Here is a 12,395-nt window from a genome sequence, read left to right as displayed (position 1 = left end):
GGGCCGTGACGACCTACAACGGCGGCCAGAGCGAGGCGTGGGGCGGCGGCTATGGCCGGAAGGTGCTGATCTCCCGCGATCTTTCCGGGACCGTCCATGGCGACGCGGATGGGCGTCACAGGCAATGCACCGCGACGGGGCGTTCTGGGGCCTGAGCCAGGGCGTTGCGAACGGGGTAGTGGAACGGCGAGGCTTCGACCTCGAAGACGTCGCCGATCCGGGTCTGGAAGCCAGCGGAGAACGACAGGGTCGCCGTGCCGAAGAAGTGCACGTGAATGTCGCCCGGCCGGCGGAACAGATCGTACTTGAAGTGATGGTGCTCCAGATTGGCGATCGTGTGCGACATGTTCGCTTCGCCCGACAGGAAGGGCTGCTGCCACACGACCGCGCCATCGCGCAGAATGCGGCTTGTTCCGCGCACGTCGGCGGGCAAAGGGCCTGCCAGCAGTTCGGGGCCCAGCGCGGCCTGGCGAAGCTTCGAATGGGCCAGCCAGAGATAGTTGCCGCGCTCGATGACGTGATCGGAAAACTCGTTGGCCAGGCAGAACCCCAGCCGGTGGGGCGCGCCGTCCGGGCCGATGATATAGACGCCGGCGATTTCAGGTTCCTCGCCGCCGTCCTGCGCGAAGGCGGGCGAGGTCAGGGGGTGGCCCGGACCCACCAGCTGCGAGCCGTCGCCCTTGTAGAACCACTCTGGCTGAACGCCGACCTGGCCGTCGGCGGGCTTGCCGCCCTCGACACCCATCAGGAACATCCGCATCGAGTCGGTCAGTTGCTCGCCATCCTTCTGGGACTGGGCGGCCCTGTGCATCTTGTCGCGTCCCTCGGCCGAGCCGAGGTGGGTCAGGCCGGTGCCGGTCATCAGCAGATGCGCGGGGTCCAGATGGTCGATCGGCGCGAGGACCCGACCTTCGGCCAGGGCTGAGTCGAGATCGACGACCTCGCCCAGCGGCTCGGCGAGCGCGGCCTCGATCAACGTGGCCTGTACCTGTATCGCCCGAAGCGCCAGATCCCGCAGCGTGTCGGCGACGACAACGCGACGGGCGACGCCGTCGGGATCGATGGCCGCCAGGTTGCGGGCGCCATCGCTCTGGCGAAACTGCACAAAACGCATCGGCATGCTCAGGCGCCGATCAGGGGACTGGGAGAGCAGTGGGTTAGAGAGCTGAGCATGGCTTCCTCTGTGAGCGAATAGGGACCAACGCGATCCCTTTTCAACGCTGGCCTATGGACGACGTGATGGAGGGCGGCGCTGGCTACCGCTTTTTCTCGACGCCAAGTTTGAAGACCATGACGTTGCGATAGGTCTGGCCTGGGTCCAGCCGCGTCGACGCGAAGGCGGGTTTGTTGGGGGCGTCGGGGAAATGCTGCGGCTCCAGAGCGATGCCGTCGCCCTGACGGTAGATCCGGCCGCTCTTGCCCACCATGGTTCCGTCGATGAAGTTGCCCGCGTAGAACTGGATGCCCGGCTCGTCGCTGAGGATTTCCAGCACCCGCCCGCTCGCCGGATCAGAGAGGCGCGCGGCCAGGCGCGGCGATTTCGCTCCGGGCTGGGGCGTCAGGACCATGTTGTGGTCGTAGCCGCGGCCAACGATGATCTGGGGATCGCGGGCGTCACGGATCCGCAGGCCCACCGCCGTCGGCTTGCGAAAGTCGAACGGCGTGCCCGCCACCGGCGCGATCTCTCCGGTCGGGATCAGGGCCGAATCCACCGGCGTGAAACCATCAGCCGGAAGGGTGAGGACATTGCCCATCGCCCCTTCCGCCGCGCCTTCGCCCGCCATGTTGAACAGGGCGTGGTTGGTCATATTGACCACCGTCGGCTTGTCGGTCGTCGCGCCGTAGGTGATCGTCAGTTGATTGGCTTCATCCAGGGCATAGGTCGCTGTGGCGGTCAGGGCGCCGGGATAGCCTTCCTCGCCATCGGGGCTGGCATGGGTGAAGGTGACCGACGCTACGGGGCCAGACTTGATCTCGCCGACCTTCCAGACAACCTTGTCGAAACCCTTTACCCCGCCATGCAGCGCCGCCAGGCCATGGTCGTTCAACGCCAGCTGGTAGGTCTTGCCGTCGAGCGCGAAGCGGCCCGCGCCGATCCGGTTGGCGAATCGGCCAACGGAAGCTCCAAAATAGCTGGCGTTCTTGGCGTAGGCGGCTGCGTCGGCGAACCCCAGCACGATGTCGGCCTTGGCGCCGTCGGCCCCGGGCGCGATCAGGGACTGAAGTGTGGCGCCATAGGTGATCACCGTGGCGCTGACGCCGTGGCTGTTGGTCAGGGTGAAGGCTTCGACGCTTTCACCGGCGGGCGTGTCGCCAAAGCCGCGCCGCGTGATCTCGGTGGCCTGGGCATTCGGCGCCGCGGCAAGGAAGAGCAGGGCGACAGCCCCGATCGGCGACAGGCTTGCAGCGCGCATATGATTTTCCCCTCCGACGTCCATCCGCTCCTGACGGGCGGTCTTTGATCGAAATATACTCCGACAAAATCGGCGTGCGCAATCTCTGGTATCCACCGCTGGTCCTCTGTGTGAGCCTATTTTTAGCGCCGTTCGTCGCAGGATCAGCGTCACGGTGGTGTCGAGCATGACTTTTTGGGTCGAGTCCGCTCGCGGCAAGCGATGTTGGGCAGCCGGCCCGATTGACGCCCTATGGGGCAGGTTATAGTCAGACAATTGAGGGCCCGTCTTGGGGCGACCTGACAGGTGTCGATCGAAACACCACGCCGTCGGCGACATCTTCAGGTCAAGTCATCACAGGAATAGCCATGGTTTCGTCCGGCAACACCAAACCCAAGCTACGGTCGCGCGCCTGGTTCGATAATCCCGACAACATCGACATGACCGCGCTCTATCTGGAGCGCTATCTGAACTTTGGTCTATCTCTGGAAGAGCTTCAGTCTGGCAGGCCGATCATCGGCATCGCCCAGACCGGGTCGGACCTGTCGCCCTGCAACCGGCACCATCTGGTTCTGGCCGAGCGCGTGCGCGAGGGGATCCGCAGTGCTGGCGGCATCGTGCTGGAGTTCCCGGTTCACCCGATTCAGGAAACGGGCAAGCGCCCGACGGCCGGGCTGGACCGCAACCTGTCCTATCTGGGACTGGTCGAGCTCTTGTACGGCTATCCGCTGGACGGAGTGGTGCTGACCATCGGCTGCGACAAGACCACGCCCGCCTGCCTGATGGCGGCTGCGACGGTGAACATACCGGCCATCGCCCTTTCGGTCGGCCCCATGCTGAACGGCTGGCACAAGGGACAGCGCACCGGTTCGGGCACGATCGTCTGGAAGGCTCGGGAACTGCTGGCCGCCGGCGAGATCGACAATGCCGGCTTCATCAAGCTGGTCGCCAGCTCGGCGCCATCCACGGGCTATTGCAACACCATGGGCACGGCGACGACCATGAACTCGCTGACCGAGGCGCTGGGCATGTCGCTGCCCGGCTCGGCGGCGATTCCCGCGCCCTATCGTGATCGCCAGGAGAACGCCTATCGGACGGGCCTGCGCATCGTCGACATGGTGCGCGAGGACCTTAAGCCTTCCGATATCCTCAGCCGCGAGGCGTTCCTCAACGCCGTCGTCGTCAATTCGGCCATCGGTGGTTCGACCAACGCCCCGATCCACCTCAACGCCCTGGCGCGCCACGTCGGCGTCGAGTTGACAATCGACGATTGGCAGAAGACCGGCGAGGAGGTGCCTCTGCTGGTCAACCTCCAGCCCGCCGGCGAGTATCTGGGCGAGGACTATTATCGTGCGGGCGGCGTGCCGGCGGTATTCGGTCAACTGATCGAGCAGGGCCTGATCCGCGAGGACGCCCGCTGTGTCTCGGGCCTGAGCATCGGTGAGCAGTATCGCGGCGCGCAGATCGAGGACGAAGACGTCATCCGCCCGTTCTCTCGGCCTCTGGTCGAGCGGGCCGGCTTTGTCGTGATGCGCGGAAATCTGTTCAATTCGGCGATCATGAAGACCAGCGTGATTTCGAAGGAGTTCCGCGACCGCTATCTGTCCAATCCCGACGACCCCGACGCCTTCGAAGGCGTCGCCATCGTGTTCGAGGGCCCCGAGGACTACCACCACCGGATCGACGATCCATCGGTCGGCATCACCGCCAACTCGATCCTGTTCATGCGCGGCGCTGGCCCCATCGGTTACCCCGGCGCGGCTGAGGTGGTGAACATGCGCCCCCCCAACTATCTGATCAAACAGGGCATTCACCAGCTACCCTGCATCGGCGATGGCCGTCAGTCGGGCACATCGGGCTCGCCCTCGATCCTGAACGCCTCGCCCGAGGCGGCGGCGGGCGGGGGGCTGGCGCTGCTGAAGAGCGGCGACAAGGTGCGCTTCGATCTGCGGAAATCGCGCGTTGACGTGCTGGTCTCGCCCTCCGAGATCGTTGAGCGGCGCAGGGCTCTGGAGGCCGCCGGGGGCTTCGCCTATCCCGAAAGCCAGACGCCGTGGCAGGAAATGCAGCGCGCCGTCGTCGGGCAAATGGACACCGGCGCGGTTCTCGAGCCCGCTGTGAAATACCAGCGCATCGCCCAGACCAAGGGCTTGCCGCGCGACAATCATTGAAGCCCGAACGCTCGAAGAGACCCCACGGACGGGACAGGACCATGAGCATGTCAATTGGCCGGCTGATGCGCGCGTTCATCGCGGGACTGATGCTCTTGGGCGGGGCGAGCGCCGCTCACGGCCAAGTCTGGCGGGCCGACACCGGTCAGGGCGCCTACCACAACCCGCCGCTCTACGCCGACTATCCCGATCCCGACATCATCCGGGTGGGGCAGGATTTCTACTTCGCCTCGACCACCTTCGTGAACGCGCCCGGGCTGACGATCCTGCACTCCAGGGATCTCGTGAACTGGGACATCGCCGGCCATGTGATGCCGCGCCTGGAGGGCAATCCCAAATACGATCTCAGCCATGGCGGCGACTATCGTCGCGGGGTTTTCGCGCCCAGCCTTCGTCACTACAACGGCCGGTTCTACATCGTGGTCACGCCCGTCGGCCAAAACACCCGGATCTATTCGACCGCCGACATCCGGGGCGCCTGGCAGGTGCATGAACTTGACCGCGAGGCCTTCGACCCCGGTCTGTTTTTCGACGCGGACGGCAAGGCGTTCATCGCCACATCGATCGGCTCGGACGGGACGGTGCGCCTGCTGACCCTGAACGCCGATCTCACCGCGGTCACCGCCGAACAGACCATCCACTACGTGCCTGGCGCGGAAGGCTCCAAACTGATCCGGCGCGGCGACTGGTACTATCTGTTCAACGCCATTCCCAGGCGTCTGGCCCTGACCGTATCCCGGGCCAGGAGTCTGACGGGGCCCTGGGAGACCCGCGAACAGATCGACGACACCACCGGCGGACACCAGGGCGCCCTGGTCGATCTGCCGGATGGCGGCTGGTACGGCTTTGTCATGCGCGACGCCGGGGCCATTGGTCGGGTGACCAACATCAGCCCGGTGTTCTGGCGCGACGACTGGCCGGTCTGGGGCACGCCCGACGCGCCCGGCCGGGTCCCGGACGTCGCGGCCAAACCGATCCTGGGCCATCCCTTTGTCGAACCACCCGCCTCGGACGACTTCAGCGGCCGGTCGCCGGGCCGGCAATGGCAGTGGAATCATAACCCTGACGACAGCCGTTGGTCGCTAGGTGAGCGGCCGGGATTCCTGCGGCTGAAGGCGACCCCGAGCCCGGATTTCTGGAACGCCCGGAACACCCTGATCCAGAAGGGGCAGGGCCCGAGAAGTCGCGGCGTCGTCAAGCTGGACGTTCGAGGCCTCGCGCCGGGCGACGCCTGCGGCTTTGGGACGTTCGGCAAGTTCTCCAATCAGCTTGTGGTGACCCGCGCGCGAGGCGGGCAGGGCGCCATAGGCGCGCGCGTGGTGGAAAGCACTGAGAGTGGACCAGAGACCACCGAGCGTGGGCCGGCGCGCTTCATCCCGCTGGGCGATCTCTGGCTTTCGGTCGAGATGGACTTCAACACCGACAAGGCCGCGCTGGCCTACAGTCTCGACGGCCTGGCCTGGACCCGGATGGACGGAGACTTTCCATTGGCCTTCGCCTGGCGCACCGGCACCTTCCAGGGGCAGCAGTTCGCCATCTTCTGCTCGAACCCCGGCGAGGGTGCGGGTCGCCTGGATATCGACAGTTTCACGCTAAGCCGGCCCTAAAACCCTCGATCGCGATCGGAGGGTCACATGGCCGAGCGCGTGTCTTCCAGCGCCAGGTCGACAAGCGCGCGCATGGCCGCGCTCGCGCCGGCGGGATCGCCGGCGATGATCGCCTCCAGGACCCTGGCATGGTCGGGCACTGGATCGCGGGGCAGGGCGCGTGAGCGCTGCTTGAACTCGGTCGTCCAGCTGACCGCCGCGCTGATGCTGGCGCTGAGCGCCATCATCGCCGAGTTGTGGGTGGCGGCCAGCAGCGCATCGTGAAAGGCGCGGTCCGCGGCTCGACCTGCTTCGGTCGCCAGGGTGTGGCGACGCATCTTCGTCAGGGCCTCCTTCATGGCCTTGATGTCGTCCTTGTCCCGACGTTCGGCCGCGAAGCGCGCGGCGGCGGGTTCGACCACGGCGCGGAGCTCGAATAGATCCCGTACGAAGGCGACGTCAGGTTCGGCCGAGAACGCCCAGGCTAGCACGGCGGGATCCAGAATATTCCAGCGACTGCGCGGCAGGACGCGCGTTCCAGCCTTTGGCCGGCTCTCGACCAGGCCCTTGGCGGTCAATACCTGGACCGCTTCGCGATAGGCGCTGCGGGAGACGTCCAGCGCTTCGGCGTTGGCGATTTCTCCGGTCAGCTTCTCGCCGGGCGCGATCTGGCCCGAAACGATCGCCGTGCCGAGATAGTGCGCGATGGCCCCCCGAAGACGACGACCAGAGCCTCTCGCCGATCGCGTGATCGGCTTGTCGTCCGGTTCATCCAACGGCATGTGTTCGAGGCTCCTGGGCGCGCGCGCTTTCTATAAGCGGAAGCGCACGCGCCTTGGCAAGTTGGTCGCGCCCGCGCCCGTTCAGGGTTCCAGCTGCACGACGACGATCGACTTGGCGGGAATGTCCAGGCTCAGACTCTTGGCTCCAGCCTTGGCCGCATAGGGCTTAGGCGCCACGGCGTTGGGCGCGGCGAACGTGTTGACAGCGTCCAGGCGCGGCGCGGTCAGCACCTGGCCGCGCGCGCTGGACGCCTTGGCCCCGGCCAGATCGGCCAGGACCGACGCCGAGCGGGTCGGATCAAGGTTCGTCACGGCCAGCCAGAGCTTGCCCTGGGTGTCGCGCACCGCGACCGCGTCGATGCGGGGCAGCTTGATGTCGCCCTGCGCATAGGTCCCCGCCTCGAACTTGACCGGAACAAAGGTCGCGTCCTGGAACGGAAGGTACATCTTGAAGATATGATAGGTCGGCGTCAGGACCATCTTGTCCTTGTCGGTGAGGATCATCGCCTGAAGAACATTGACCATCTGGGCGATGTTGGTCATCCGCACCCGGTCGGCATGCCTGGCGAAGATGTTGATGTTGAGCGCCGCGACGATCGCGTCGCGTAGGCTGTTCTGCTGGACGAGGAACCCAGGATTGGTGTCGGCTAGCGGCGCCAGCCACAAGCCCCATTCATCGACCACAAGCGGCACCTTCTTTTCCGGGTCGTGCTTGTCCATGATCGCCGAATGCGTGGCGATCAGGCCGTCCATGCCCAGGGTCTCCTTGACCAGTCGGGCATAGGCGGCCTCGTCGAAGCTGGTGCTGGAGTACGAGGGCGGCCAGCCGCCGGTCGTATAGGAGTGCAGCGACAGGCCTTCGATATTCCAGGCCCAGTCATGTCCCTTTTGCGCAGCCATCACCGCCTCGGTGTAGGCAATATCACCCTGGTTGGGGCCGACGGCGATACGCTGCATCGCTTCGGCGCCGGTCTGCTTTGGGTTGTAGTTGCGCACGAAGCGGGCGTAACGCTTCATCTCGTCGGTGTAGTATTCGGGGCGCATCGCCCCGCCGCAGCTCCAGCTTTCGTTGCCGAGGCCCAGGTATTTGACCTTGTAGGGTTCCCGCCGGCCGTTGGCGGCGCGCTCCTTGCCCGCGGTCGTTTCGGGATCGGCGGTCATGTACTCCAGCCATTCGGCCGCTTCCTGCACCGTTCCCGAGCCAACATTGACCGAGACATAGGCCTCCGATCCGATCTGATCGACGAAGTCCATGAATTCGTCGGTGCCGAAGGTGTTCGGCTCGACCGCGCCGCCCCAGTTGGAATTGATCGTCTTGCGACGGTTCTCGACCGGACCGATCCCGTGGCGCCAGTGATACTCGTCGGCGAAGCACCCGCCGGGCCAGCGGACGTTGGGAACCTTGATCGCGCGAAGCGCCTCGACGACGTCCTTGCGGACGCCGCGCGTGTTGGGGATCGGCGAGTCCTTGCCCACCCAGACGCCGCCATAGATCCCCGTTCCTAGGTGTTCGGCGAACTGGCCGAAGATGTTGCGGTCGATCTTGGCGCCGGGCGCGGTGGCTTCGATCCGCAGGGCGATCGGCGCGTCGGCCCTGGCCTGGGCCTGACCCAGGGTTGGCGCGGCCAACGCCAGGGTTAGGGCTAGCGCGGAAAAGGCCAGCGGTCGGGTCAGCGTGATCATGTCGTCTTCCCTTGGAGGCAGGCGCACCCCGAAAGGTGCGGTGTTGCTGGATGCGGGTGTGGATGGGTGCTGGTTGTGATGGAGGTGGCGACGTGGATTATCGCGCCAGGCTGGCGGCGCCAGTGATCTCGAACGCCAGCGGCAAGCCGGCAACGGGGTCTCCTTTGCGGCGCGTCAAAGGTTGCCCTCCGCCTATCCAGAGATTGGCCTTGCCCGGCGCGACGCGCCGCTCGCCGCGCGGGTCGACCGTGCTCAGAGCCCGATTGTCCACCGTCAGTGACAGTTGGCGACTCTCGCCTGCCGCCAGATGGACCCGCTGGACGCCGACAAGGGCGCGGATAGGCGCGTCCGTCAGACCCGGGCGATCAAGATAGAGCTGGACCACTTCATCGCCCGCGCGGTCGCCGGCGTTGGTCACGGTGACGCTGACCTCGATCGATCCGGTCGCGAAAATGCGCCGCCGCGACAGTTTCGGCTCGGTGTAGGCAAAGCGCGTGTACGACAGGCCGTGGCCGAAGGGATAGAGCACCGGTCCTGTGTAGTAGCGGTAGGTGCGGCCCTTCATGGCGTAGTCGGAGAAGGGCGGCAAATCGTCCGCCGACCGGTAGAAGGTGACGGGCAAACGGCCCGAAGGATTGACGTCTCCGGCCAGGACGCGCGCCACGGCGTCTCCGCCCTGGCCGCCTGGATACCAGGCTTCGAGGATCGCCGGCAGGTGCTGGTCGGCCCAGTTGACGGCGAGGGCGCTTCCATTGATCAGCACCAGGACGACCGGCGCGCCAGTGGCGTGCAGGCGCTCGAGCAGGGCCTGTTGGGGCGCGGGAAGATCTAGGCTGGTGCGGTCACCGCCGGCGAAACCCGGGACCGACATCGGCATCTCCTCGCCTTCGAGCTGCGAGGTCAGGCCGCCCACGAAGAGGGTCAGATCGCTGTCCCGCGCCGCCGCGACGGCGGCGGCGCCGCCCGGATCCGAAGGCGGACTCCACAGCAGCCGCTCATGGCCATCGGTCTCCCGCTGGAACGCCTCGACGCGCAGGCGATAGGTCACGCCCGCTTTCAGTCTGACCGCGCCGGTGGCGATGGACGGACGCCAGTCGACGTTCCAGGCGTCGACCACCTGCTGGTCGTCGACAAAGATCCGGTAGCCGCCATTGGCGTCATAGCGGAAGACGTACTCGCCATCCTCGGGCGCCTTCAGGAAGCCGGAATAGCGCACGGCGCCGCTCTTCAATTCGCCCGACCAGTCCAGTTGGGCGGTCATGGCGTCGGTCGTCGAGCGAGGTAGTCCCGTCAGCGTGCGATCGGCGAAGTGTTCGATCCTGAGACCAGCCTCGCGGCAATCGGCGTCCCTGCACAGGACCGCGCCGGGAACGGCCTCCAGCGCCCGATTGATCAGCCCCGATCCCTCGACATAGGTCACCTGGGCTTCCGGGAACCGGCGCCGGATACCCTCGAGGATGGTGACGGGATGCGAGGGCTCTCCGTTGTAGTTCCCCACCAGCGCGGCCTTGCTGTCGGCGTTCGGACCGATCACCGCGATCCGGCGCGGCGCGGTCTTCAGGGGCAGCAAGCCGTCGTTTTTCAGCAGCACCAGCGCCTTTTCGGCCGACCTCAGCGCCAGCGCACGGTGAGCATCCGTGTCGAAATCGCGCGCGGTGATGGTCGGAAAGACCTTCGCGCCATCGTCGAACTGCCCAAGCTGAACGCGCGCGGTGAACAGCCGCACCAGGGACTGATCGATCGCGGCCTGGCTGAGCACGCCGCTGCGCACGGCCGAGACGATGTGTTCGCTCTCGACCGCGCCACCGCAGATCAGGTCCATTCCCGCATTGAACGCCGCCGCGACGCCCTTTTCCGGCGTGGCGGCGTAGCCATGGTGGTCCGGCTTGTAGATGTCGGCGACCGCCTCGCAGTCCGACACTACATAGCCGTCGAATTTCCACGCATCGCGAAGGTATTGGGTGAGCAGCATGGGGCTGGCGCAGGCGGGCGCGCCATTCACGGCGTTGTAGGCGCACATGATCGATCGGGCGCCGCTCTCCATCACCGTGGCGCGAAAGGCGGGGAGGTAGGTGTCAGCCAGGTCGTGTGGGCTGGGGTGGATGTCGTCGCGATGCCGGCTCGCTTCGGGTCCCGAATGCACCGCGAAGTGCTTGGGCGTGGCGACCGTGCGCAGATAGGTGGGATCATTCCCCTGCAGTCCGCGCACGAAGGCGACGCCCAGCCGCGAGGTCAGGTAGGGGTCTTCGCCGTAGGTTTCCTGCCCGCGACCCCAGCGCGGATCGCGGAAGATGTTGATGTTGGGCGACCAGACCGTCAGCCCGGCGAACCAGTCCGAGCCGCCAAATCTGTGACGCTGGTCCAGGTGTTTGGCGCGAAATTCGGTGCTGATGACGTCGGCGACCTGACCGACATGCGCTTCGTCAAAGGTCGCCGCCAGGCCGATCGCCTGCGGGAAGACGGTGGCGTAGCCCGCGGCCGCGACGCCATGCAGGCCCTCGTTCCACCAGTTGTATTCGCGGATGCCGAGGCGCGGAATGGCCGGCGCGTCGTTGACCAGCTGCGAAGCCTTTTCCTCAAGCGTCATGCGCGACACGAGGTCTGCGGCGCGCTTCGCGGCGGGGGGCGCACGATCGTGAACGATGGGCTCAGCGGAGCCGGGCAGTTGGGCGCTTACTGGCTCCGCCATCCCCGCAATGATCGCGGCGAGCAGTAGACAGCGTTTGATTAGTTTCATTCCGCCCCACCTTGGCCTTAGGCCCCAAGAGTGCGCAGCCGTCACCGGCCGTCGCCAATTGTCGGAGTATTGTGACTCGGAGCATGGTTGAAATCTAGGCTCAAACGCCCGTGGCGATCGGGTGACCCTCATCAGGAAGAAGCGGCTAGGCGCCTGGCCCGCGGCAAGGTTCAACCGACTTGAGCCTGGAGAGCGGAGGCCGGGCCGTATGCATGGGCCGTGCGTAGCTGACCGCGCGCAGTTTTGCGGTCTCTTTTTCGACCGCCGTCACCGTCAAGGCTGGGTCGGCGGCCCAGCCTTCTCCGGCGCGGATATCATGATGATGCTCGCGCTCAACGCGATCACTGCAAAATCCAGGCGCGTCCGACCTACCAGCGCGTGCTCGTCAAGGCCCGCCCCGACAGTTTGCCGCGCTTGTCGCAACATGCACTGCCTGGTCCGCGAGAGGCGCCGACCGAGCCGAAATAGGCGCGGGCGCTCATCGAGTCCCGCGGGTGGTGATCAGCTCGAACTGGATCGGGTCGAGCGCCAGCAATGTGCAGATCCGCAACAGGGCGTCGCGCTCTTCTGCGTCGAGCCCGCCATCCGCCACAGCCACCGCGCAGGCAGAGTTGACGACAACCCGAGCCGCGTCGTCGCGTCCGCGCAGGCGGCGCACCGCGATTTCAGCTTCGATCCGGGCGGCTTCGGGATCTTGCTCAAAGCGTCGGTCGAGAGCTTCAAAGACCTCCAGAGCATCCTCGACGCCAAAGACGGCAAAGACCGCCAGGCCCCGCATCCTCTCCAGCATTCGCCCGCGCTCTTCAGCGGTGACCCGACCATCGGCATGGGACACCAGCGCGCAGGCGGCGACCAGAGCGTCCAGGTGCTCCAGCTGCGCCGGTGTCCAGGCGTCGATAGTCAGCGGACGCGAAGCATGAATAGGGTTCAAGGACATCGATGGCTCTCCTCTGGTGGGAGGGCGCGCCCGATGTCGGGCTTGCTGGGCTCTCGGGGGAACAACCCTCTGGATCCGGCATCGAGCGCACCCGATGCGGTCCGAC

Annotated in this window: 8 protein-coding genes; 2 read left to right on the top strand and 6 right to left on the bottom strand. The window is 66.1% G+C overall.

Annotated features, from left to right (window positions below):
• Window positions 1-115: 115 nt before the first annotated feature.
• Both araD1 and ACW17V_RS11755 read right to left on the bottom strand, forming a co-directional pair.
• On the bottom strand, window positions 116-1,120 hold the full coding sequence (gene araD1 / locus ACW17V_RS11760) for an AraD1 family protein (protein WP_492105312.1): 1,005 nt from the start codon (window positions 1,118-1,120) through the stop codon (window positions 116-118).
• A gap of 136 nt (window positions 1,121-1,256) precedes the next feature.
• Complete coding sequence (locus ACW17V_RS11755; RefSeq protein WP_492105311.1) at window positions 1,257-2,414, bottom strand: aldose epimerase family protein; 1,158 nt, start codon at window positions 2,412-2,414, stop codon at window positions 1,257-1,259.
• Between the two features lie 347 nt (window positions 2,415-2,761).
• Here ACW17V_RS11755 and ACW17V_RS11750 point away from each other — a divergent pair, with 347 nt between their 5' ends.
• Both ACW17V_RS11750 and ACW17V_RS11745 read left to right on the top strand, forming a co-directional pair.
• Entirely contained in the window at window positions 2,762-4,564 is a 1,803-nt protein-coding gene (locus ACW17V_RS11750) for an IlvD/Edd family dehydratase (protein WP_492105310.1), read from the top strand.
• 41 nt (window positions 4,565-4,605) lie between these two features.
• Window positions 4,606-6,171, top strand: a complete 1,566-nt coding sequence (locus ACW17V_RS11745; protein WP_492105309.1) for a glycoside hydrolase family 43 protein — start codon at window positions 4,606-4,608, stop codon at window positions 6,169-6,171.
• A 23-nt stretch (window positions 6,172-6,194) separates the two neighbouring features.
• On the opposite strand, the gene ACW17V_RS11740 is transcribed toward ACW17V_RS11745, so the two are convergent.
• The 4 genes from ACW17V_RS11740 to ACW17V_RS11725 all read right to left on the bottom strand — a co-directional run bounded on the left by ACW17V_RS11740 (window position 6,195) and on the right by ACW17V_RS11725 (window position 12,289).
• A complete protein-coding gene (locus ACW17V_RS11740; RefSeq protein WP_492105308.1) occupies window positions 6,195-6,932 on the bottom strand; it encodes a FadR/GntR family transcriptional regulator in 738 nt (245 codons plus the stop codon).
• Between the two features lie 81 nt (window positions 6,933-7,013).
• Entirely contained in the window at window positions 7,014-8,615 is a 1,602-nt protein-coding gene (locus ACW17V_RS11735; protein WP_492105307.1) for an alpha-N-arabinofuranosidase, read from the bottom strand.
• A gap of 97 nt (window positions 8,616-8,712) precedes the next feature.
• Window positions 8,713-11,202: a glycoside hydrolase family 3 C-terminal domain-containing protein gene (locus tag ACW17V_RS11730; protein WP_492105306.1), complete on the bottom strand. Its 2,490-nt coding sequence runs from the start codon at window positions 11,200-11,202 to the stop codon at window positions 8,713-8,715.
• A 628-nt stretch (window positions 11,203-11,830) separates the two neighbouring features.
• On the bottom strand, window positions 11,831-12,289 hold the full coding sequence (locus tag ACW17V_RS11725) for a tellurite resistance TerB family protein (protein ID WP_492105305.1): 459 nt from the start codon (window positions 12,287-12,289) through the stop codon (window positions 11,831-11,833).
• Between the last annotated feature and the right edge of the window lie 106 nt (window positions 12,290-12,395).

This window comes from Caulobacter sp. FV2ye17ST (assembly GCF_058680955.1).
Note: the sequence above shows the minus strand (reverse complement) of the source record. Positions and strands in the feature narration are given on the sequence as shown.